Origin of the sequence: Geobacillus sp. LYN3, from assembly GCF_003064505.1 — a bacterium.
In the GTDB taxonomy this organism is placed as follows: Bacteria; Bacillota; Bacilli; order Bacillales; family Anoxybacillaceae; genus Parageobacillus_B; species Parageobacillus_B toebii.
Genome location: NZ_QCWL01000001.1, coordinates 67,321 through 91,046 on the forward strand (window position 1 = coordinate 67,321; position 23,726 = coordinate 91,046).

23 protein-coding genes, 1 tRNA gene and 1 other RNA gene are annotated in these 23,726 nt (G+C 42.5%); 4 read left to right on the top strand and 21 right to left on the bottom strand.

The features are described from left to right. Positions 1-124 precede the first annotated feature (124 nt). The 3 genes from DCC82_RS00385 to DCC82_RS00395 all read left to right on the top strand — a co-directional run bounded on the left by DCC82_RS00385 (position 125) and on the right by DCC82_RS00395 (position 1,835). Positions 125-715 (top strand): DUF6230 family protein, encoded by a 591-nt coding sequence (locus DCC82_RS00385; protein ID WP_097353816.1) that lies wholly within the window; start codon positions 125-127, stop codon positions 713-715. A gap of 23 nt (positions 716-738) precedes the next feature. Further along, the gene (locus DCC82_RS00390; protein WP_097353817.1) at positions 739-1,167 is read left to right on the top strand and encodes a DUF6114 domain-containing protein; all 429 of its coding nucleotides are present in this window, start codon (positions 739-741) and stop codon (positions 1,165-1,167) included. 116 nt (positions 1,168-1,283) lie between these two features. Beyond that, complete coding sequence (locus DCC82_RS00395) at positions 1,284-1,835, top strand: hypothetical protein (protein WP_133066509.1); 552 nt, start codon at positions 1,284-1,286, stop codon at positions 1,833-1,835. Between the two features lie 196 nt (positions 1,836-2,031). On the opposite strand, the gene DCC82_RS00400 is transcribed toward DCC82_RS00395, so the two are convergent. The 16 genes from DCC82_RS00400 to DCC82_RS00475 all read right to left on the bottom strand — a co-directional run bounded on the left by DCC82_RS00400 (position 2,032) and on the right by DCC82_RS00475 (position 18,059). After that, on the bottom strand, positions 2,032-2,889 hold the full coding sequence (locus DCC82_RS00400; protein ID WP_233252882.1) for a diguanylate cyclase domain-containing protein: 858 nt from the start codon (positions 2,887-2,889) through the stop codon (positions 2,032-2,034). 209 nt (positions 2,890-3,098) lie between these two features. Further along, positions 3,099-3,971, bottom strand: coding sequence for an IS982-like element ISGth1 family transposase (locus DCC82_RS00405; RefSeq protein WP_097353819.1), 873 nt, complete (start codon positions 3,969-3,971; stop codon positions 3,099-3,101). A gap of 430 nt (positions 3,972-4,401) precedes the next feature. Next, positions 4,402-4,756: a transfer-messenger RNA gene (gene ssrA, locus DCC82_RS00410) on the bottom strand. Between the two features lie 174 nt (positions 4,757-4,930). Further along, a complete protein-coding gene (gene smpB, locus DCC82_RS00415) occupies positions 4,931-5,398 on the bottom strand; it encodes an SsrA-binding protein SmpB (RefSeq protein ID WP_062678964.1) in 468 nt (155 codons plus the stop codon). An 87-nt stretch (positions 5,399-5,485) separates the two neighbouring features. Then, complete coding sequence (rnr, locus tag DCC82_RS00420; protein ID WP_108430194.1) at positions 5,486-7,774, bottom strand: ribonuclease R; 2,289 nt, start codon at positions 7,772-7,774, stop codon at positions 5,486-5,488. Between the two features lie 21 nt (positions 7,775-7,795). After that, positions 7,796-8,536 carry an alpha/beta hydrolase gene (locus DCC82_RS00425; protein WP_015865017.1) on the bottom strand — a complete coding sequence of 247 codons (741 nt, stop codon included), beginning with the start codon at positions 8,534-8,536 and terminating at the stop codon, positions 7,796-7,798. An 82-nt stretch (positions 8,537-8,618) separates the two neighbouring features. After that, positions 8,619-8,852: a preprotein translocase subunit SecG gene (secG, locus tag DCC82_RS00430; protein WP_015865018.1), complete on the bottom strand. Its 234-nt coding sequence runs from the start codon at positions 8,850-8,852 to the stop codon at positions 8,619-8,621. Between the two features lie 193 nt (positions 8,853-9,045). Further along, complete coding sequence (eno, locus tag DCC82_RS00435; protein ID WP_108430195.1) at positions 9,046-10,338, bottom strand: phosphopyruvate hydratase; 1,293 nt, start codon at positions 10,336-10,338, stop codon at positions 9,046-9,048. A 19-nt stretch (positions 10,339-10,357) separates the two neighbouring features. After that, positions 10,358-11,896: a 2,3-bisphosphoglycerate-independent phosphoglycerate mutase gene (gene gpmI / locus DCC82_RS00440; RefSeq protein WP_108430196.1), complete on the bottom strand. Its 1,539-nt coding sequence runs from the start codon at positions 11,894-11,896 to the stop codon at positions 10,358-10,360. Next, positions 11,889-12,650 carry a triose-phosphate isomerase gene (gene tpiA / locus DCC82_RS00445; protein ID WP_015865021.1) on the bottom strand — a complete coding sequence of 254 codons (762 nt, stop codon included), beginning with the start codon at positions 12,648-12,650 and terminating at the stop codon, positions 11,889-11,891. Before tpiA ends, gpmI begins: the two co-directional genes overlap by 8 nt. Before the next feature lie 37 nt (positions 12,651-12,687). Further along, positions 12,688-13,872, bottom strand: a complete 1,185-nt coding sequence (locus DCC82_RS00450; protein ID WP_062755709.1) for a phosphoglycerate kinase — start codon at positions 13,870-13,872, stop codon at positions 12,688-12,690. A 125-nt stretch (positions 13,873-13,997) separates the two neighbouring features. Beyond that, entirely contained in the window at positions 13,998-15,005 is a 1,008-nt protein-coding gene (gap, locus tag DCC82_RS00455; protein ID WP_097353828.1) for a type I glyceraldehyde-3-phosphate dehydrogenase, read from the bottom strand. Positions 15,006-15,050: 45 nt separating this feature from the next. Next, positions 15,051-16,070: a sugar-binding transcriptional regulator gene (locus tag DCC82_RS00460; protein ID WP_108430197.1), complete on the bottom strand. Its 1,020-nt coding sequence runs from the start codon at positions 16,068-16,070 to the stop codon at positions 15,051-15,053. A 122-nt stretch (positions 16,071-16,192) separates the two neighbouring features. Beyond that, positions 16,193-16,438, bottom strand: a complete 246-nt coding sequence (locus DCC82_RS00465; protein WP_108430198.1) for a glutaredoxin family protein — start codon at positions 16,436-16,438, stop codon at positions 16,193-16,195. Between the two features lie 6 nt (positions 16,439-16,444). Further along, positions 16,445-17,758 (bottom strand): RNA polymerase factor sigma-54, encoded by a 1,314-nt coding sequence (gene rpoN / locus DCC82_RS00470; RefSeq protein WP_081189304.1) that lies wholly within the window; start codon positions 17,756-17,758, stop codon positions 16,445-16,447. A gap of 229 nt (positions 17,759-17,987) precedes the next feature. Further along, positions 17,988-18,059, bottom strand: a tRNA-Arg gene (locus DCC82_RS00475). A gap of 236 nt (positions 18,060-18,295) precedes the next feature. Between DCC82_RS00475 and clpP the strand changes: the two genes are divergently transcribed. Next, on the top strand, positions 18,296-18,886 hold the full coding sequence (gene clpP / locus DCC82_RS00480; protein WP_015865027.1) for an ATP-dependent Clp endopeptidase proteolytic subunit ClpP: 591 nt from the start codon (positions 18,296-18,298) through the stop codon (positions 18,884-18,886). Between the two features lie 48 nt (positions 18,887-18,934). Here clpP and DCC82_RS00485 read toward each other — a convergent pair whose 3' ends face one another. From DCC82_RS00485 to DCC82_RS00505, 5 genes are read right to left on the bottom strand one after another with little or no spacing between them, the layout of a single operon-like run. Further along, entirely contained in the window at positions 18,935-19,192 is a 258-nt protein-coding gene (locus DCC82_RS00485; protein WP_015865028.1) for an HPr family phosphocarrier protein, read from the bottom strand. Between the two features lie 17 nt (positions 19,193-19,209). Next, positions 19,210-20,172: a DNA-binding protein WhiA gene (gene whiA, locus DCC82_RS00490; RefSeq protein ID WP_015865029.1), complete on the bottom strand. Its 963-nt coding sequence runs from the start codon at positions 20,170-20,172 to the stop codon at positions 19,210-19,212. Positions 20,173-20,205: 33 nt separating this feature from the next. After that, on the bottom strand, positions 20,206-21,177 hold the full coding sequence (locus tag DCC82_RS00495) for a gluconeogenesis factor YvcK family protein (RefSeq protein WP_015865030.1): 972 nt from the start codon (positions 21,175-21,177) through the stop codon (positions 20,206-20,208). Continuing rightward, complete coding sequence (gene rapZ, locus DCC82_RS00500; protein ID WP_081189303.1) at positions 21,174-22,067, bottom strand: RNase adapter RapZ; 894 nt, start codon at positions 22,065-22,067, stop codon at positions 21,174-21,176. Before rapZ ends, DCC82_RS00495 begins: the two co-directional genes overlap by 4 nt. 18 nt (positions 22,068-22,085) lie before the next feature. Continuing rightward, entirely contained in the window at positions 22,086-22,544 is a 459-nt protein-coding gene (locus DCC82_RS00505) for an 8-oxo-dGTP diphosphatase (RefSeq protein ID WP_108430199.1), read from the bottom strand. Between the last annotated feature and the right edge of the window lie 1,182 nt (positions 22,545-23,726).

The window sequence follows — 23,726 nt, forward strand, 5'->3', positions numbered from 1 at the left end:
TACAAATGTAGGGGTTAACAAGATTATTTATTTGTCATAAAATTTTAACAAATATAAGGAAGCGTTTACAGAATGATGCCTTAAACGCTTTCTTTATTTAAAAACGAGGGGGAGGAGAATAAGAATGGATTTAGCGTCGAAAACAGTAATTATAGGAGGGCATACGGCCAAGAAACCGTTGATGATTGCACTTTTAAGCGGGTTTCTTTTTTTAGGAATGCTCCTTTCTTTATTTGGCCTAACCGGCATGGCCTATGCTGTTCCACTTAGCGGATTTGGCGAATTTACCGTCAAGTTTGATAAGATGGTTGGCACTGGTTTCAATCTTTACGGCGGAGTTGCCGATGGAGCGGAAAAACAAAATGTTCCTGTGGCTGTGAATGAGCTTCAACATGCGACCATTAATGGTCTTGAAATTTCTAAAGACATTCCATTATTAGGGATTCGAGTTGTTATCACTTCTGATCAGCCAGTAGAAATTGATGGACTTGTTCAAAAAGCAACGCTTATTAATGGCAGCGCTACGTTTACTAACTTAACAATGAAAGAAAACTATGTTGGAAATATTAAAGACCCTGCCGAAAAAGCAGCAAAAGAATTCACACAAAACGCTAATCAAATCGTCATTAAAAATGGAGATTTAAAAACATTGTATTTGTTCCAAAAAACAGTCACTCTTCCTGGAATGAAAGTGTACTTTGAAAAAATAAACTAACTGCAAAGTAAGGATGATCAACATTGAATACACTGGTTTCCAAGTGGCAACAATTTAAAGATTGGCGAAAACGGCGGCCGTTCTGGGGAGCAACATTGTTGCTCCTTTCCGGTCTCATTATATTATGGATACCGATCCAACTTTACGAAGTGGCAATTGTTCCAGGAAGTATTTTGTTTGCTGGTTTCTTTTTCGGAGGCATGGTCCTTCTTATGGCAGTCATGTCGTATGTCATGCCAAAATTATCTACAATCTTTGGAGTTATCGCTATTTTCACCTCGGTATTATCGATTATGGGAGCATTAGGAGGATTTTTAATCGGCACGATTCTTGGCATTATCGGCGGAGCGCTATGCATCGCATGGAAACCTGAATTTACTGCTGTCGATCGTGCATCCGAGGAAAACAGCCAGGTAGCTGATCAGGAAATTGCCACTAGTATAGCCGAATAAAAAATATTATCTTATCACATTATTGTTTCTTACAAACAAATAACAGAGCCGAGATCCGTTTTCGATGGAGCAAGGCTCTGTTTTCCCATTATTCTAATATGAAAAGGGTGGTAGCCTTGTCGAGTAAACATGTGATGATAAGTGGTATAGCCCTTTGCCTTCTTATCTGTAGCATGATGCTATTTCTTCCACATAGTAAAGCGACCGAATCATCGCCAGTTGGGTTTGTGATTGAAGCGGAACAATTAGAAGGCACGATGGAGCTCCCTTCCATCGAAACAGGAGATACTCCCCATCTTCCGAATGTTCCGATGCTCTTATTAAAATTTCAACATGCTTCCGCTACGAAACTAAAAGTCACTAAACTTGTCCATTCACCGGATGGAATGATCAGTATGGAAATGTCATCCGATGATGTTTCCTCCTTTGATCACTTATCGTTAAAAGTAACAAACGTCCAATTTAAAGAAATTTATAAGCCGGAACATGGAAATATCGGTTTTAAACATGTCAAAGTGTTAGCTCATGCAGTAACATGGGAGCAAGCAGGGCTACCGACATTGCATGTAGGTTGGAAACAAGGGGAACCGATAAATATGGAACCTATCCCTGAAAATGTACTTGCCGCATTAAAAGAAAAACTGGAACAACTTTTACAATCCCCGTAAAACGTGCCACAAAATCGAATAAGAGTGGACGATCAATCCTCCTCTCTACGGCTGTACATATCGTTTGATATATGGTGGTTCCATTGGATCGGATGCAGACATTCATATTTGAGGCTTACTCCCATGCCAGGACGCGCATAAAACAAGGATGGGCGTCGCAAAACATCTATCCTTGTTTCTTTATTTTTGTAATTCCCTAACCCGCGGTGGTGCTGGCAATTAAATCGCAAAACCGTTTTACGGGAGTAATAAACCATATTTTATTGGGACAAGGATTGATGAATAATTTCCAATTAGGATTATTTGGTAAAAATCCCTCAATTGCGCGTTGCCGAGCCACTTTTTCCAAAGCATACAGCTGGTTTTCTTTTTCCGCAAATTCCCACAGGCGATTCGGCGTCGCAAAATAACTCGCCTGCGGACCGCGCGCCAACGCTTCATATCCATAGATGTTTCCAGTAGAAAGAGAGACAATCGGTTGATAATGAGCCGTAATTTTGTGCCAAGCAAGTATATCTCGAAATTCCGCCTGCAAGCGTCTGAACTCGGCGTCCGTATTGTTTTTCGCTTCGTGAATCGCTTCTTTGATCGCATCATACAGCAAGTTTTCGGCTGTTCGTCCTGTACTAGAATCCAACACCGCCGTTCCAGTATAAAGTTCAATCGAACCACCAGACAGCCCCATCGACTCGTTTAATTGCTTTCCAAAGATGGTACGGATCTCATGCGCTAGGCGAAGCAAAACCGTTTTCACCCAATTCGCGTCTCCCCGCTCCGTGCGGACAAACAACAATACATCGTCTCCAAACATTCGGTGAGTCAACAATCCAAATGAACCAGACATTTCTGCTTCTATGATCAATTGTTTCCATACTTGGAGCAGCTTTCGGCAAGCCATTTGCCCGTGTTTTTGCTCCATCTCCCTAAAACGTTTTATATCTAAGTAAATGAGTCCTATAGGATACTTGTTTAAATGTTTGGCAATTTTCTCCGTAAGCTTTTCACTATTCAAACTGTCAGCAAGCAGCATGATGGAAGCGAGCTGATCCGCCATCCTTTGGACTCCTTTCGACAAAAAACAACAAACTGCGTATGGTGTTTAACATTATACCAGAGTCCATACCAGTGAATCTTAAATATTTTGTAAATATTTGTCGATTTTTGTGTTAAAGAGTATGGAAAGCTGTCTATCTCCTATCAATGAAACTTATCAGGCATTAAGAACGTATGTATATAAAAAATACCCGTGGTGCTAGTTGAGTTTTAACACTCAACTAGCCCAAGAACAACAAGGGAGTAAGCCAGTAAAATACCATCCAGTGCCGTTTCAAATCCAGAAACCGAGTTCGCTCGAATCTCGGTGATCCGATACGAATCGACTAAAATCGAAAACACAATCACTTTGCGTTTTCGTTTCATCCACTGTTTCCATGCGTCGGATTGGAGAATTCGCTGATTTTTTCGAACGGGCGTCCAAAAAGCGACTCGATGCTCTTCGTACAGCTTCTTTTGTAGTTTTTGGCTGATGTACCCTTTGTCACCTAGGTTATATGGATGTGGAATTTGCGTCATGACGGTTTCAGCGGCCACCCGATCGTGACAAGACGCTTCAGTGACGACATATCCCATCGGAAGCCCTTGGTCGGTGACCTGCAGATGAAGTTTCAACCCATAGAAAGCGATCTTTTTCGAAGCACAATAGCCAATATCCGCAATTCCACGAAACCGTTTGGCGCGATACATTCGGGATGAATGACACAGCTCGATCGGCAAACTGTCCACGACCGCATACGCATGGTGTTGTCCACGCTTGGCCAGCTGGTGCCGCATCCACTTGATCGCAAAGCCAAGCGCCCGGCAGCGACGGTTGTATCGAGAACGTTCAGGGAACAAGTCCTTGGAAAACAAATTCCCGATCACAAACCGGTGCCAAGCCCGTTCGGAAGTGAAGCCTAACAACTTTCCAAGGACATGGACGGCGATGATGACCTCGTCCTTCTGTTTCAACAAATGAAGATTTCGACGTTGAAGATGAATCTGGATACTCGATAGTTGAGCTGATACAAAACACAAAATCGATACATATTGTTTTTGAAGTTTGGCTCGATCTGTTGTAAAATGAAAGTGCTCTTGCATGTGAATTCTCCTTTTAAATGTTTGGTCGCACTTTCATTTTAAGGAGATCCTCATGCAAGGGCTATTTTTATGCTTGTCTGATTTTATCTAGCACCACGGGTTTGGATCTAATTTTTTAAAGAAAAATAATGGTAGTGAACGATCCTTTTATTGACTAAAGTGTCTTGTTTTAGCTATTTTCTGACCCAGTTGCCGGGTTCTGGTACAAGAAATCTATCAAATTTCGACGTACTGATACTGCTACACTAAAAAAGGTGTGTGATCGGTATGGAAAACCCAAGTTTATTCAAATATGTTCATTGATCAAACTTTCAATAAAAAAGGTGCACTTCATATCAAGTGCACCCCAACCATTGACATAGAAACCAATAAAAAACGGACTTGCCATATTGGCAAATCCGTTGATTTATTCTTTAAGCATATGATTATGATATGGAGACGGTGGGAGTCGAACCCACGTCCAGAGATATCGCCACTTAAGCATCTACGAGCGTAGTCGGTATATTTCGGTTTCGCTGCATCTTCCGCCTACCGACAGGCCTCCGAGCAGCTAGCCTGATTGTTCTCTTCCCTCGTCCTCAGGCGGCGGACTCGGGCGTAGCCCACTCGTTATGAGCCCCTGCACCACCACGTGGGCGATGGCGGGAGGAGCTAGCTGCGTTTAATTAGGCAGCTAAAGCGTAGTTTTCTTTGCCAGTTATCTTTAAGTGACGTTTTTTACGAGGACGATCCCCTCGGCTCGCAGCTTAAGCGCGACCTATCCCTGTCGAATCCGTATCGTCCCCGTGATGGAGAAGCGATAACGATAAGCTTAAGCTTTGGATAACTGGCCTTTGCATTATTGATTATAACATAATGCATTTAGTTTTCAATGATGAAGTTTTGGAATCATATTTTTTGCCGTTTGTGTTATTTATTATAACATAATGCACTTAATTTTCAATTGTAAATTTTTGGAATTATATTTTTTGTCGTTCGCGAAAAGCACGTTCGATTTCCCGTTGCGCTTCTCTTCGTTTCATGTCTTCGCGTTTGTCATATTTTTTCTTTCCTTTGCCAACGCCTAACAACACTTTGGCAAAACCGTTTTTAATATATAGCTTTAACGGAACGAGCGTATAGCCTTGTTCTTTTGTGTAACCAATCAGCTTATTAATTTCACGGCGATGAAGAAGAAGCTTTCTTGTCCGCAATGGGTCATGGTTATAACGGTTCCCTTGTTCATACGGACTAATATGCATATTATGAAGAAATACTTCCCCTTTTTCGACCTTCGCAAATGAATCCTTTAAATTAACTTTTCCAGCGCGAATCGATTTAATTTCCGTTCCTTGCAGGACAATCCCCGCTTCATACGTTTCTTCGATAAAATAATCGTGATGCGCTTTTTTGTTTTGGGCAATCAGTTTCCCTTCACCTTTTGGCATACGACGTCCTTCCTCCTCATATCGTGCAACTATGATTTTAACAAAAAACGTGAAGAAGGAAAAGTCTCTTGCTATCGAGACTTTTCCTTATCGTTTTTTCTTTTTCTTCTTTTTTGCTTTTAGCTGTGGAACGTCTTCGTAAAATTTCTTTGATTTTTTCGCTTTTCCATTTTGTTTATTTGTTTTTTTCCGCTTTTTCCCTTCAATAACGACAGGTGCACTTTTTGCCTCTTTAGGACGGCGGCCTTTCATGCCGACAATTTCAAAGTCGACGATCCGCTCATCTTTGTTCACATTAATGACACGCACGGTAATCTCATCGCCGATGCGGTACACTTTTCCGGTTCGCTCACCGATCATGGCGTAATGCCGTTCATCATAGCGATAATAGTCGTCCGTTAAGTAGCTGACATGAACAAGCCCTTCGATCGTGTTCGGGAGTTCGACAAAAAGGCCGAAGTTCGTAACCGAGCTAATAATTCCGTCAAACTCCATGCCGATTTTATCTTCCATAAACTCTGTTTTCTTCAAATCATCCGTTTCCCGCTCGGCTTCCACAGCGCGGCGCTCCATATCGGATGCGTGTTCAGCGATGTCTGGAAGCTTTTCGGCCCATTTTTGCTGGGTCTGTTCATCCATTTGCCCGTTAATTAAGTACGTGCGAATGAGACGGTGCACAATTAAGTCTGGATAACGGCGGATCGGAGATGTAAAATGCGTATAAAAATCGGTCGATAATCCGTAGTGTCCAAGACTTTCCGCATCGTAACGAGCCTGTTTCATCGAGCGAAGCATCACCGTCGATATGACCATTTCTTCCGGCTCGCCGCGAACCGCTTCTAAAATTTCTTGGAGCGCGCGCGGATGAATTTGGTTTCCTGTCCCTTTGACGACGTAGCCAAAGTTTGTAATAAATTCGAGAAAACGCTGCAGCTTTTCTGGTTTTGGATCTTCGTGAACACGATAAATAAACGGAACGTTTAACCAATGAAAATGTTCAGCGACCGTTTCGTTCGCCACCAGCATAAATTCTTCAATAAGCCGCTCCGCCACCGATCGTTCACGAAGCACGACATCATAAGGTTTTCCATTCTCATCCACAAGCACTTTTGCTTCTTTAAAGTCGAAATCAATCGCACCGCGCTTCATCCGTTTATTGCGCAAAATTTCCGCAAGCTCTGCCATCAATTCAAACATTGGCACAAGCGGTTCGTATTTTTTTCTTAGTTCCTCGTCTTTATCAACGAGAATTTTGTTCACATCCGAATACGTCATCCGCTCTGTCGTACGAATGACGCTTTGGAAAATTTCGTGGCTGACGACTTCGCCGCGTTCGTTAATTTCCATTTCACATGAAAGTGTTAAGCGATCGACTTTCGGATTTAAGGAACAAATGCCGTTAGACAAACGATGCGGAATCATCGGAATGACGCGATCCACCAAATAAACGCTTGTTCCGCGTTCGTATGCTTCGCGGTCAATTGGCGAGCCTTCTTCCACATAATAGCTGACATCGGCAATATGGACGCCAAGCTTGTAATTTCCATTCTCGAGCTTAGTGACCGTTACAGCGTCGTCTAAGTCTTTCGCGTCTTCTCCGTCGATCGTGACAATCATTTGATCGCGCAAATCGCGGCGGCCTTGCAAATCTTTTTCCGAAATCGTATCGGAAATGCTATTGGCGTGTTCGATGACTTCATCTGGAAATTGCAAAGGAAGGCCGTGTTTATGAATAATCGCTAAAATATCAACACCTGGGTCGTTTTTATGTCCGAGAATTTTAATAACTTCTCCTTCGGCGCTCATTCGTCCTTGCGGGTACGATGTCAACCGCACGACCACTTTATGTCCTTCCACAGCACCGTTGGCGGCATGTTTCGGAATAAAAATGTCATTGACAATTTTTTTATCATCCGGAATGACAAATCCGAAATACTTGCTTTCCGTATAAGTTCCGACAACTTCGGTGACACCGCGTTCTAAAATCCGTACAATCGTTCCTTCCCTGCGGGCGCCTGACGATTCGGAATGCACACGCACTAATACGGTATCGCCATGCATCGCGTTTTTCATCTCGGAAGGCGGGATGAAAATATCGTCGAGCGACGGATCTTCCGGCACAACGAAAGCAAACCCTTTTGCGTGTCCGGACACTTTTCCGCGCACTAAGTTCATTTTTTCCGGCACACCGTAGCGATTGCTTCTCGTACGCACAACAAGCCCTTGTTCTTCCATAGCGACAAGCGCCTTCACAAATTCCTTAAACTCGGCCGCATCCGTAATGCCGAACGCTTCTTCCAACTCTTGAACGGTAAGAGGCTTGTACGCCTCGTCCCGCATAAACGTTAAAATTCGATCGACTAATGATTGATCCATCATTTTCCTCCTTTCGATAGGTTACCAATCCAATGACTCTAAAAACTCATAAACATCTTCATGCAACTGTTCTTTTTCTTTATCTAGCGTAATGACATGGCCCGATTCTTCATACCATTTGATTTTTTTCACTGGTGATTCAATACCGTTATAAATAATATTGGCACTATCAGAGTTAATCATTTCATCGTGACGCGCTTGCACGACAAATGTCGGCGCATAAATCAAGTCGATATGGTCACGTACATCCGCAATAAGCTGCTGCAACGCTTTTAACGTTTTCATCGGCGTTTTTTTAAATGCTTCCATTTCTTTTTCAATTTGTTCCGGTGTTTTTCCTTCTCGTTTTTTATATTCGCGCGCATACTTTAGCACACCTTGGTACATTGTTTCTTCGCTTTTAATATACATCGGCGCGCACATTGGAATAATTCCCACTACAGGTACAGTGTAGCCTAATTTAAGGGAAAATACGCCGCCAAGCGATAATCCTGCCACTGCGATTTTTTCGTATCCTTTATTTTTTAAAAATTCATAAGCGTTCATGACATCTTGCCACCAGTCATCCGGTCCGGTATGTACAAGCTCTTCTGGCGGCACCCCATGGCCTTTATAAATCGGCGCATGGCATGTATATCCTTTTGATTCAAGAAAACGGCCTAACATTCTTACATCCGACGAGTTTCCAGTAAAACCATGGAGCAATAAAACCGCACGTTCTCCTGCTTCAAAGAAAAATGGCTTTGGTGGGACGATCTTCATGATGCACAACTCCTTTCTTTTTATGAAAAAACAGAAAAGGCAGCCCGAGTAAATGGTTGGACCGCCCCCATTGTTTTCATCATTAAAGTTGCATATACGTCACCGCAATCGATAATACAAAAAACAACACTGCCAGCACAACCGTAATGCGCTGCAATACCGCGTCCAATCCGCGCGCTTTTTGCTTTCCAAACAGCTGCTCCGCACCGCCTGTAATGGCGCCGGAAAGGCCCGCGCTTCTTCCCGATTGCAACAAAACGATCACGATAAGTCCAATCGAAACAATGACTAACAATGTGACAAGCAATGTATGCATTGCCTAATCCTCCTTTAAAAACACGCACTACAATGCTTTCAGTTTAACATAAACGCGGAGCTTGCACAATAGGAATGAGGAGCATGCATTATTCATTATAGCAAATTTCTTCTAAAACAAAAAAATAATCCATTATTTTATGAAATAAAAAGAACCTAACCGAACGATTCGGTTAGGTTCCCTTGCTTAATCATTATTTTTTCAAGTTATAGAACGATTTAATGCCGTTGTAAATCGCTGTATCGCCAAGCTGATCTTCGATGCGAAGCAATTGATTGTATTTCGCGACGCGGTCGGTGCGGGAAGGTGCCCCTGTTTTAATTTGGCCGGCGTTTGTCGCTACGGCGATGTCAGCGATCGTGCTGTCTTCCGTTTCACCAGAACGGTGGGAAACAACGGCAGTATATCCAGCGCGTTTTGCCATTTCGATCGCATCGAACGTTTCCGTTAATGTACCGATTTGGTTGACTTTAATCAGAATCGAGTTGCCGACGCCTTTTTCAATTCCTTCCGCTAGTTTTTTCGTATTTGTTACGAATAAATCGTCACCGACAAGCTGTACTTTTTTGCCAAGGCGCTCTGTTAATAGTTTGTGGCCTTCCCAGTCGTTTTCATCTAAACCGTCTTCGATCGAAATGATTGGGTATTTCGAAACAAGTTCTTCATACCATGCGACCATTTCTTCGGACGTTCTTACAACGCCTTCGCCTTCAAGGTAGTATTTGCCGTCTTCTTTGTTGTAAAGCTCGGAAGAAGCAACGTCCATCGCAAGCATGACTTCTTCGCCTGGTTTGTAGCCAGCTTTTTCAATCGCTTCAATGATCGTTTGCAGCGCTTCTTCGTTCGATTTTAAGTTTGGCGCGAATCCGCCTTCGTCACCTACCGCAGTGTTGTAGCCTTTTGCTTTTAATACCGCTTTTAAGCTATGGAAAATTTCTGCGCCCATGCGAAGCGCTTCACGGAAGCTTTTCGCGCCAACAGGCATAATCATAAATTCTTGGATGTCTACATTGTTATCCGCATGCGCGCCGCCGTTTAAAATGTTCATCATCGGCACTGGCAATGTTTTTGCGTTAAATCCGCCAAGATATTGGTATAATGGCATATCTAATTCATCTGCTGCTGCGCGCGCTACTGCTAAAGATACGCCTAAAATCGCGTTTGCCCCTAATTTACCTTTATTTTCCGTGCCGTCTAGTTCAATTAACGTTTTGTCAATGCCAACTTGGTCTGTCACTTCAAAACCGATAATCGCTGGTGCGATAATTTCATTGACGTTTTCCACCGCTTTTAATACGCCTTTTCCAAGATAACGGCTTTTATCGCCGTCACGCAATTCCACTGCTTCGTATTCTCCCGTTGATGCACCGCTTGGTACTAATGCGCGGCCAAAACCGCCATCTTCCGTATATACTTCGACTTCTACCGTTGGATTGCCGCGAGAGTCTAATACTTCACGTGCGTATACATCTACAATTGCAGACATGTTCACACTCTCCTTTTAATTATTTTTTTATAATTAATGTTTTTCCTGTCATTTCTTTCGGCTGTGGCAAGCCAAGCAAATCAAGCATGGTTGGCGCTAAATCGCCTAAAATTCCGTCTTTGCGAAGCTCGATGCCTTTTTTCGTTACGATCACTGGAACCGGATTTGTCGTATGTGCGGTTTGCGGTTTGCCATCCGGCGTCAATACTTCATCCGCATTTCCATGGTCTGCGGTAATAATGGCGATGCCGCCTTTTGCAAGAATCGCATCCACAACTTTGCCAAGGCACTCATCCACCGCTTCGATCGCTTTAATCGTCGGTTCTAATTTTCCTGAGTGGCCGACCATGTCCGGGTTCGCATAGTTTAAAATGATCGCGTCGTATTTATCTGCTTCAATTTCTTTTAGGAGCGCATCCGTCACTTCGTAAGCGCTCATTTCTGGTTTTAAGTCATATGTGGCGACTTTTGGCGAGTTGATTAAAATGCGGTCTTCGCCTGGAAACTTCTCTTCCCGTCCGCCGTTCATAAAGAACGTAACGTGCGGATATTTTTCCGTTTCCGCGATGCGAAGCTGGCGCAATCCATGTTGTGATAGGACTTCACCGAGCGTATTATCCAGATTTGTCGGTTTAAACGCGACATAACCTTTTACGGTTTCACTAAAGTGTGTTAGGCATACAAAGAACAAGTTTTTCGGATATTTCGGACCACGGTCGAACTCGCGGAAGTCTTCGTTCGTAAACGTGTTCGAAATTTGAATCGCCCGATCTGGCCGGAAGTTGTAGAAAATGATCGCGTCTTCATCTTTAATCGTCGCCACAGGCGAGCCGTCTTCACGCACGATGACCGATGGAAGCACAAACTCGTCGTAAATGCCATGTTGATAAGAATCTTCAATGCACTCAAGCGGATCGCGATAGGTTGGTCCTTCTCCATACACCATCGCGCGATATGCTTTTTCGACGCGCTCCCACCGTTTGTCGCGGTCCATCGAGTAATAACGGCCGGATAAGGTTGCGATTTCCCCGACGCCATACTCTTTTATTTTTTCTTGTAATTCTTTAATATATTTCGGCGCCGTTTGCGGTCCGACATCGCGGCCATCTAAAAAGCCGTGGATGTAGACGTTTTTTACGCCTTCTTTAGCGGCTAATCTTAATAGCGCATATAGATGGTTAATATGGCTATGAACGCCGCCGTCAGAGAGAAGACCGAAAATGTGCAAATTCGTTCCTTTTTCTTTGACATGATTCATCGCCGCTAAAAACGTTTCGTTGCGGTCAAACTCTCCCTCGCGAATCGCAATGTTTACGCGCGTTAAGCTTTGGTATACAATGCGGCCGGCACCGATATTTAAGTGGCCGACTTCCGAGTTTCCCATTTGTCCTTCTGGAAGCCCGACCGCCTCGCCGCATGCAGTTAATGTAGCGTGCGGATATTCATTCCAATAACGGTCAAAGTTCGGCTTTTTTGCTTGCGCGATCGCATTGCCATATGTTTCTTCGCGAAGCGCAAATCCGTCTAAAATAATTAACGCCACTGGTTTTTTACTCATGTTGTCCAGCCTCCACTAATTGTAAAAATGATTTCGGATCGAGGCTTGCACCGCCGACAAGGGCGCCATCAATATGTTCTTGCGCTAAAAATTCGCGAATGTTTTCCGGTTTTACGCTGCCGCCATACTGAATGCGTACAGCTTCGGCCACTTCCGGCGAAAAGATTTTTGCAATGATTGAGCGGATATGGCCGCACACTTCATTAGCATCTTCAGCGGTCGATGATTTGCCAGTGCCAATCGCCCAAACTGGTTCATAAGCGATGACCACTTGTTTTGCTTGTTCCGCGGTTAAACCGGCAAGCGCTTTTTCTACTTGCGCGCCAACAATGTCATTCGTTTTGCCGCTTTCCCGCTGTTCTAGCGTTTCACCGCAGCAAACAATTGGAATAAGCCCGTGTTTAAAAGCAGCAAGCACTTTTTTATTCACCGTTTCATCCGTTTCCGCAAACATTTCGCGGCGTTCGGAATGACCGATGATCACGTAAGTAACACCAATATCTTTCAACGCAACTGGGCTAATTTCGCCAGTAAACGCTCCTTTGTCTTCAAAATGCATATTTTGCGCGCCAATTTTTAAATCAGATCCTTGCGCACTTTGCACAAGCCGCTCTAAAAATAGGAAAGGTGCGCAAATGACGGAATCGACTTGTTCGGCAGGCGGGACAAGCCGTTTTACTTCTTCAACGAAGTTTACCGCTTCCGTCAATGTTTTATGCATTTTCCAGTTTCCTGCGATAATTCGTTTTCTCATGATTGATTCCTTCCTTTCTATGAACGGAGTTGACGCGTTATTTATCGTTTAACGCCACCACTCCAGGAAGTTGTTTTCCTTCCATAAATTCTAGCGATGCACCGCCACCGGTTGAGATATGATCCATTTTTTCCGCTAAGCCAAATTTTTCTACTGCCGCTGCCGAATCGCCGCCGCCGATGACCGAATATGTATCGACAGCATCCGCTAACGCTTGGGCAACCGCTTTTGTTCCTTCGGCAAAAGCATCCATTTCAAATACTCCCATTGGACCGTTCCAAACAACAAGCTTGGATTTCATAATAACATCGCGATAAAGCTCACGCGTTTTCGGGCCAATATCGAGCGCTTCCCAATCGCTTGGAATCTCATCAATTGCAACGACTTTCGTATTGGCGTCGTTCGCAAACCGATCGGCTACGACAACATCAACCGGCATATAGAAGTTAACGCCTTTTTCTTTCGCTTTTTCCATAAACGATTTTGCCAGTTCAATTTTATCTTCTTCTAGCAGTGATTTGCCGATTTCATGGCCAAGCGCTTTAACAAACGTATACGCAAGACCGCCTCCAATAATGAGGTTGTCTACTTTATTAAGCAAGTTTTCAATAACGCCAATTTTATCTTTTACTTTCGCGCCGCCAATGATCGCCGTAAATGGACGGTCTGGGTTAGAAAGAGCTTTTCCAAGCACTTCAATTTCTTTTTCCATTAAAAATCCAGCAACGGCTGGCAAATAGTGTGCAATTCCTTCTGTAGAAGCATGAGCACGATGGGCAGCGCCAAACGCATCGTTCACATAAATATCGGCCAATTCGGCAAATGCTTTCGCAAGCTCTGGATCGTTTTTCTCTTCACCTGGATAAAAACGAACGTTTTCTAGAAGCAATACATCGCCTTCATTCATTTTCGAAATGGCTTCTTTTACTGCATCGCCGTATGCTTCATCTGTTTTTGTCACATGTTTTCCAAGCAGTTCACTTAAACGCCGTGCAACCGCATTTAAGCGTAATTCTTCGACGACTTTTCCTTTTGGCCGGCCAAGATGGCTCGCTAGGATCACTTTTGCACCTTGTTCCATTAAATAACGAATCGTTGGAAGTGCTGCGCGAATGCGTGTGTCGTCTGTAATCGCACCATTTTCCATCGGCACATTAAAGTCGACACGGCAAAACACTCGTTTTCCTTTCACATCTACGTCCCGAACCGTTTTTTTGTTCATGGCGTTATGCCCCCTTTTTGATCGTGTCATTGTCACAAACGAAGAGGAGTGGGGATAATTCCCCGCTCCCCCTCTTCACCATCTTATTATAGACTTGATTGCCCGATAAAAACAATCACCATCGATTATAAGCCTTTTGATGCAATATATTCTGCAAGATCAACCACACGATGAGAGTAGCCTGTTTCGTTATCGTACCAAGAAACAACTTTTACCATTTTTCCTTCTAGAACCATCGTGGAAAGTGCATCGATTGTCGAAGATGCCGTGCTGCCGTTATAGTCACGAGATACTAGCGGCTCTTCGCTGTAAGCCAGGATGCCTTTCAATTCGCCTTCCGCTGCTTCTTTCAATGCTGCGTTGACTTCTTCAACAGTTACTTCTTTTTCAAGCTCCGCAACAAGGTCGACAACAGACACGTTTGGTGTTGGTACGCGCATTGCCATACCGTTTAGTTTTCCTTTTAGTTCAGGAAGTACAAGGGCAACCGCTTTTGCTGCACCTGTTGTTGTCGGAATAATCGATTCCGCTGCAGCACGCGCACGGCGCAAATCTTTATGAGGCAAGTCTAAAATTTGTTGGTCGTTCGTATAAGCGTGAACTGTTGTCATCATGCCGCGAACAATACCGAATTTTTCATGAAGCACTTTCGCAAATGGCGCTAAGCAGTTCGTTGTACAAGAAGCGTTGGAAATAATGTGATGGTTCGCAGGATCGTATTTGTCTTGGTTTACACCCATCACGATCGTAATATCTTCGTTTTTCGCTGGTGCAGAAATGATTACTTTTTTCGCGCCAGCCTCTAAATGTTTTGCCGCGTCTTCACGTTTCGTGAAGCGACCTGTCGATTCAACGACAATGTCCACACCTAATTCGTTCCATGCTAGTTTAGCTGGGTCGCGCTCCGCTTTTACAACGATTTCTTTTCCGTTTACAACGATATTATTGCCATTCACTGATACTTCCGCGTCTAATTTTCCGTGAACAGAATCATATTTCAAAAGATGAGCTAATGTGTTTGCATCCGTTAAGTCATTTACCGCCACTACTTCAATATTCGGATTTTTTAATGCCGCACGAAAAACATTGCGACCAATACGTCCAAAACCGTTAATACCAATTTTTACTGCCATGGATAGTTCCTCCTTTAAAAAATGGTTGCATATATTTAAGGGATGTTACTCCCCTAGTAACGCTCTTGCTGCACCTTCATCGGTAATAAGAATGGAATGAGGCGCTCGTTTCATATACGCCTGAATGGCTTTTGCTTTCGAAGACCCTCCAGCCACCGCAATGACATGTTCGACACGCGGAAGGTCTTCCAACTGAATGCCAACCGTTTTCACTTTATGCACAACTTCTCCTGCTTCATTAAAGTAATAGCCAAACGCTTCGGCAACCGCATGTCGTGCTTTAATTTTCTCCATATCCTCTTTTGAGGTTTTCCGGCGTTCTGCCATTGTGACAGCATCACCGATTCCATGCACGACCATGCGACATGATTTAATGAGTTCCAGCACTTCTTTCACCGTCGGCTCTTCAATTAAAGACTCATACGCCTCGCGGCTTAGATGGTCAGGAACATGAAGAAGCCGATAATTTCCTAACGCTTTTTCCGCCATCCTTGCACAAATTGTATTTGCTTGGTTTTTCACATCCTCACCTAAGCCGCCCCTTGCAGGAACAAATAAAATATTGTTTAGCTTCGTATCGGGAGTCATCATCTCGGCAACAGCGGCAAGGGTTGTTCCTCCAGTCACTGCCACAATATCGCCATTTGTCAATCTTTCTTTCATGCAGGTCACACAAGCTCTTCCCATTTCTTTTTTTACCCAAGGAGAAAGGTCACTATCTCCAGCAACAACGATAACCCCTTCAATATGAAGTTTCTCCATTAATTTTGTTTCTAAATCTTTTAGACCTAATACTTCTCTCATGACATCCTCGAGCGCATGCAACAATTCCTTGCCTTCTTGGGTCAAACTCATGCCAGCGGAACTGATGGTTAGCAAATTTTGCTCTTTCAAAAACTGCACTTCCGAACGAAGCACACGCTCAGTTATTCCTAAACTGCCCGACAGTACTCTCCTCCCGATTGGCTGCATCAGCGAAATGTAGTGCAAAATACGATATCTTTTTTGCATAACTTCAAGAAGGTCGGGCAATAATTTTTTTTGCGCTTCAATTAATGATTGCATTGGTCCCCTTCTCCTTGCAAAATATATGGACATTAATTGTCCCGCTATGACTTATTGTGTCCCACTTGTGTGAAAAAAATTCCCCCTGCACAATTTCATTGTAACAGGAGGAATCATAATGTTCAACCACTTTGCGCCTCGAGTAAACGTTTTCTTATGACATCTTTTTGAACTATGCCAAAAGCTACTTCTTCCCCATCGATTTCGACAACCGGAATCATCAATTGATATTTTTCCAGCAATGCATCATCTTGATAAATATCAATTTCATTGATGTGAAAGGAGAATTCCCGTTGCAGTTCTTGCAACACTTGTTTTGCTTTATCACATAACGGACAGTTTGTTTTCGAGTATAAGTTGATCACCACTTGCTGTCACTTCCCTACATACTGTTTTCGTTTTGCAGAAGATGGAATATGCAGTTGTTCGCGATATTTTGCGACCGTTCTACGCGAGATCACCACACCGTATTGCTCATGTAATAAATCGGCGAGCTTTTGGTCAGAAAGCGGCTGCTGCTTATTTTCCTGTTCAATTAACTGCTTGATAAACATTTTTACTTTTACAGAAGAGGCAGCATCTTCATCCATGTAAACAGAAGAAACAGCGCTTGAAAAAAAGCGGCGAAGTTCCACTGTGCCAAACGGCGCTTGAACATATTTGTTTTTTACCGCGCGGCTGACAGTAGATTCGTGAATGCCAAGCTCTTCCGCAACTTCGCGCATTGTAAGGGGCTTTAAGGCTGCAAAACCAGTTTCAAAACATTGTTTTTGTTTATCGACAATGACATGCATAATGTTCAGCAATGTTTGTTTGCGCTGTTCCAGACTTTTTGCTAACCATAAAAACTGGCGATATTTATCTTTTACAAACGCGTGAACCTGCCCGTCTTGACAGCTGGAAATCTTTTGCTCGTATCCCCGATTCCAGATGAGTTCCGGATGCACATCTTCATTGTAAAAAATGCGCCAATCACCTTCTTCGCTGCGTTGGACAATTATATCGGGAACAATAAAATGCGGTCTCTCTTTTGTATAATGGATGCCAGGACGCGGTTCAAGCGTGCGAATTAAATCCCATACACGCTGCAATGAAGCGATATCCACGCCAAGTTGTTTCGCCAACGTTTTCCAAGCTTTTTCGACAAATAACGAAAAATGGTGCTGTATAATCTGTTCCGCGAATTCATCGCGATATGGTAAGCGCTTTAACTGTAAATATAAACATTCTTGCAAGTTGCGGGCGCCAACGCCAGCCGGCTCTAATGACTGAATGATCTGAAGCGCTTTTTCTGCTTCCTGTTTGGAAATAGCAAATCGTTCTGCAATTTCTTCGATATTTACCCGCAAATACCCATCTTCATCAAGGCAAGCAATCATATAATGCACGATGCGTTCTTCGTGTTCCGAAAGCGAAAGAGCTGGAAGCTGTGCAGTTAAATATGATGAAAGCGTTTCCGAATAAGTGCTCATATTTTCAATCCACTGCTGTTTTTCCTTATCCGATAAGTTGCGGAAGTTTCGCTTTAACCGGTAGTCGCGAATTTCGAGAAAAGGATTTTCCAACGACTGCTCATACAAAAAGGACTGTAATTCCACAGCAGAATATTGCAATAGTTCAATCGCTTGAGTCAATTCCTTTGTAAGCGATAGCTTCAGTCGCTGCTCCTGCAATAATTCGGCCCTCATTGTCAAGCCCCCTTTTTTTTATTGTACAATACTGTCGCCCCGGCGGTATATAAAAAAATAATTGTTAAACCTATTGTTTATAAAACCATTGGCGGTGACTGAACTTTATCCGTCATTCAAAAAGGCAGATTGGTACGCCAACAGTCGATCATCGAGCCAGACTGTTGATTATATTATATTCAAGGCACAAAAAAACCTGCTGCGTTTCGCAGCAGGTTTTCACTTGATACGCCCTCGGCAGGATTCGAACCCACGCTAAGAGAACCGGAATCTCTCGTGCTATCCACTACACTACGAGGGCATTATATTTAGTTGCTATTATCAGTTGCATATTCAATTATATTGAAAACACCTTTATATTGCAAGAGGGAAAATGTGTTTAAAAAATGAAAAAGAGGTTATGATGAAAGAAGGGATGTCCTACGTTTATAGCGAATAATAATAAAGTAAGGCCAATATTTTTTGTTTGACCTTCATTGACCATTTAGGTATGATAGAGGTACATACGATTAAGCGATTGGTAAAGGAGGAAGCTTCATGAATTTAATTCCTACAGTTATTGAGCAAACAAGCCGCGGAGAACGTGCTTATGACATTTATTCTCGTTTATTAAAAGACCGCATTATTATTCTTGGCAGCCCAATTGATGACCAAGTGGCAAACTCGATCGTTTCCCAATTATTATTTTTAGCGGCCGAGGATCCTGAAAAAGATATTTCGCTTTACATCAATAGCCCAGGTGGTTCGATTACTGCTGGCTTGGCAATTTATGATACAATGCAATTTATTAAGCCAGACGTTTCTACAATTTGTATCGGTATGGCTGCTTCGATGGGTGCGTTCTTGCTTGCCGCAGGAGCAAAAGGAAAACGGTTTGCCTTGCCAAACAGCGAAATTATGATTCACCAACCGCTTGGCGGCGCGCAAGGTCAAGCGACAGAAATTGAAATCGCCGCAAAACGGATTCTCTTCTTGCGCGATAAGTTAAATCGCATTCTTGCTGAAAATACTGGCCAACCAGTCGAAGTGATTGAACGCGATACAGACCGCGATAACTTCATGACGGCGCAAAAAGCACAAGAATACGGCATTATCGACCGTGTATTAACACGCATCGATGAAAAATAAAACATGAAAAAACAGGCTGCTTCGCTTGACATAGAAGCAGCCCATTCTTTATTTTTCTTTTTGTACATAGTTTGCCAATTTTTCAATTGCTTCGTTTTCATCCGGACCATCCGCAATCAACTTAATGACAGAACCGGTGCTGATCGCAAGGCTCATTAGCCCCATAATGCTTTTTGCGTTCACTTTCTTTCCGTCTTTTTCTAGATAAATATCGGAAGAAAAGCGATTCGCTTCCTGAACAAACAACGCTGCCGGGCGTGCTTGTAATCCCGTTTTTAATCGCACTTCTACTTGTTTCTCTACCATTCTCCATCTCCCCTTTTTTATAATGACTTATGAAAATCAACAGGCTTACCTGCCCGCAATCGTTCCGCAATCTCATCAATTTTTCGCAGACGGTGATTAATTCCTGATTTACTAATCTTTCCACCGGATACTAACTCGCCTAATTCTTTTAACGTTACGTCTTGATACATCATCCGCAATTCCGCAATTTCCCGCAATTTATCAGGAAGGGCGCTTAATCCGATGGTTTCATCAATATAACGAATGTTTTCTACTTGGCGAAGCGCTGCGCCAATCGTTTTATTTAAGTTTGCTGTTTCGCAATTGACAAGACGGTTTACCGAATTTCTCATATCACGTACAATGCGAATATCTTCAAAGCGCAATAACGCTTGATGTGCCCCAATAATATTTAAAAACTCAGAGATTTTTTCCGCTTCTTTTAAATACGTAATAAACCCTTTTTTTCGTTCCAATGTTTTGGCATTAAGAAAAAAGTGGCTGTTCATTAATTCACATAATGAATTATTATGTTCTTCATAAAGAGAAAAAATTTCTAAATGGTACGATGACGTTTCCGGATTGTTTACAGATCCTCCGGCAAGAAACGCACCGCGCAAATAAGAACGCTTACAGCACTTTTTTTTCACTAATTCTGGTGAAATCACGCGAATTAGTGAAAAATCCTCCTTCAATATTTTTAAATCCTTTAATAGTTCATGAGCGCCGTCAATAATTCGAACGATGTATACATTATTTTTTTTCAGGCGCATTTTTTTTCGAACTAATAGTTCTACTGTTACCGTATACCCTTTTTTTAAAAGAGTATAAATTCTTCGCGCGATCGCGGCATTTTCCGTTTGCACATCCACAAGTATTTGCTGATTGGAAAAAGACAGCAAACCATTCATGCGCAGAAGCGCTGACAATTCTGCTTTTAAACAGCACGGTTTCACTTCCAAATTCGTTAGTTCTTTTTTCGTTTCTGACGCAAACGACATGGTTAGTCACCTCCAACGGTTCATTCATCGTAATCAGGAGGAAGGAGGTGCTGTAATCAGCGAAATAAGTAACGATGCCACTTTTTTCGTATCGTGACGAATGACGTGATCTTCATAGCTGACGATATTATCGCGAATCACTTGAATTCCTAAATCGATGAGCCGATCGCTATCATCCTTCACCGGTTCCGCCAGCTCTTCTGCATAACGTTTTTGAATTTCTTCCGGAATATGACCATTATTCACAACAACGACATCCAAAAATAAACATCCCATATGGTCATGGAGCGCTTTGACATGGTCGCTTACCGTGTAGTGCAGCGTCTCACCCGCTTGGGTCATCACATTACATATATACACTTTTTTTGCTTTTGCTTGACAAACTTCTTGCCCGATTTTCGGCACAAGTAAATTTGGCAAAATACTCGTATATAAACTTCCCGGACCGATGACGATCAAATCCGCAGAACGAATCGCTTCAATCGTTTCTGGAAGCGGTTCAATATTTTCCGGTGTCAAAAATACTTTTTTAATCCTTTTGCCGGAATAAGGAATTTTCGATTCTCCAGAAACAATGACGCCATCTTCCATTTCCGCATGAAGAACGACGCTTTTATTCGCCGCTGGCAATACTTGTCCGTGCACTTTCAACACTTTGCTCATCTCGCGGATGGCTTTGACAAAATCGCCGGTAATGGACGTCAACGCTGCCAAAATTAAATTACCTAACGAATGTCCTGATAGACCGTTGCCGTTTTTAAATCGATGTTGGAACAATTCAACAATAAGCGGCTCGACATCTGACAGCGCTGCCAATACATTACGCACATCTCCCGGTGGCGGAATATCTAATTCATCGCGCAATCTTCCTGAGCTGCCGCCATCATCAGCGACAGTAACGATTGCCGTAATATCAATGGCATACTGCTTCAAGCCGCGCAACAATACAGGGAGCCCTGTTCCGCCGCCGATAATGACAATTTTAGGCTGATGCTTCACACTCATTTATGCTTTTCCTTTCTCCTCTCCATGTCACGGTGGGACACATGGGTTTTATAATCTTTCGAAAAATAACGGGCAATATATTCGGCAATGGCAACCGACCGGTGCTGCCCCCCTGTACAGCCGATGGCGATCACAAGCTGGCTTTTTCCTTCTCGCTTATAATGAGGGAGCATAAAGGCTAATAAATCAATTAGTTTCTCAAGAAATTTCTGCGTTTCGCTCCACTTTAACACGTAGGAGGAAACTTCTTCATCCAACCCTGTTTTCGGCCGCATATGGTCAATATAATGAGGATTTGGCAAAAAGCGGACATCAAAAACTAAATCAGCGTCAATCGGAATGCCGTATTTAAAGCCAAACGACATCACGTTGACGGTAAACGTCTGTTGCGTGTGAGAAGAAAATTGTTGTAAAATTTTTTCCCTTAACTCCCGTGGCTTTAAATCAGACGTATCATAAATAATTTGCGCCCGTCCTTTTAACTCTTCGAGCAATTTGCGCTCTAAACGGATGCCTTCAAGCGGCAATCCATTTGGGGCAAGCGGGTGTGTGCGTCTCGTTTCTTTATATCGCGCCACAAGCGTCGAATCTTTCGCATCTAAAAATAAAATCTGCGGCGTCACCCATGATTGCTCCGTCAGCTCGTCTAGCGCGGTAAACAAACTATCGAAAAAGTCACGGCTCCGCAAATCCATTACTAACGCCACTTTATTCATTTTATTCCCCGATTCTTTCATCAACTCCAAAAATTTTGGGAGCAACGTCGGCGGCAAATTATCGACACAAAAAAAACCTAAGTCTTCAAAACTATGAATAGCGACCGTTTTTCCAGCGCCAGACATTCCTGTAATAATCACCATTTGAATATGGTTGGCCGAACCTGTGCTCATGCCTCTCCCTCCACTCTATTAACTGGGATCTAACCGATAGGAAAGCAGCTCAAAATCTTTCGTATATATAAACGTCCCGTACATAATGTCCGATCCTTTTAGCGCGTAATCTAAAATATGATAATCACCTGGTGCCATCGGAAGCTGATGGATTGTTTCCACCGGATGCCATTCCAACTTTCCTTCTTCACAATATGGAACGTTTTCTCCGTCAAATTGTTCAGCAAAAAAAGTAAACATCATCCATTCAGAAATGATTTGCTCTTGGTCTTTGATGACCATCGTAAAAATTCCTTTGAGCTTTGGGTTTTTTAAGTAAATTCCTGTCTCCTCGCGATATTCGCGAATACACGCTTCGCGGATGGATTCCCCTTGTTCCATCTTTCCTCCCGGGGCAACCCACCAACCCCGTTTCGGTTTTTGCAGTAATAAGACTTTTCCATCTTTTAGTAAAACGCAATTCGTCACGCGTTGCAACACGCTCACCTCAACATCACTACATAACTCCATCCAAAATTCTTAGAATCTCATTTATTTTATTATACTATTTCTTACAGCTCACTACAATGAAGAAGCCTGTCACATCAGCTCTGAGGAGTAAAAATTCTTCGAGATAAATTGAACTTCTAGCCCCCAAATTTTGATAAATATGCGNATCTGGATTTATCAAGATTTAAGGGGGATTTGTGAATGTTAACAAGGAAAGAAAAAAGAGAAAGAGAAAAAAACCAAAATTTTTTCTTCGATTTCGTTAAGATTCAAAATCATTTCTTTAAAGACTTGGTAGATCAACTAAAAAAAGTAAAAGATAAAAGGCATCAAAGCTACATTACCTATGGTCCAGAAACAATCCTTTACACCATTCTTCTTAAAAGTGTATTTGGAATCAAATCAATGAGAAGTATGACCGAATTGTTTAATAAGGATGAATGTATCGAAAATATTCGAGTAGTTTTGGGTTTGAAAGAGCTCAACGAGCTCCCGCATTATGATACAATTAATGACTTTTTAGCAAAGTTGGANTTTTAGCAAAGTTGGAGCCAAAAGAGCTTGAAACCATAAGGATTTATCTAATCAAAAAACTTTTTGAAAAAAGATGCTTAGAATCCTTCCGGATTCTAAATAAATATTGGCCAATTGTTTTCGATGGGACAGGTATCCATACATTTAAGGAAAAACACTGTGAACATTGTTTGAGAAGGGAATACAAGGATAAGGAAACCGGAGAAACAAAAGTGGTATATATGCACCATGTTCTAGAAGCCAAGCTTGTGGTAGGAGATATGGTTCTTAGCATCGCTACAGAATTTATAGAAAATGAGTCAGAAAATGTTCCAAAGCAGGATTGTGAGTTAAAAGCTTTTATGAGGCTAGTCGATAAATTAAAGAAAACATTTAAACGTCTTCCTATTTGTCTTATCGCAGATAGCCTTTATGCTTGTGAACCAGTATTTGAAATTTGTGATAAACACAATTGGAAATATATTTTCCGGTTCAAAGAAGATCGGATTAAAACGGTTTCTCAAGAATTCAGAGCAATCCAATCTTTAGAAACGAATGGTAAAAGCTCAGAATATTTCTGGGTCAATGATATTGCTTATAACGATCGTTTGGTAAATCTTGTGGAAAAAGTAAAAGTAACTAAAAAAAAGAAAAAAC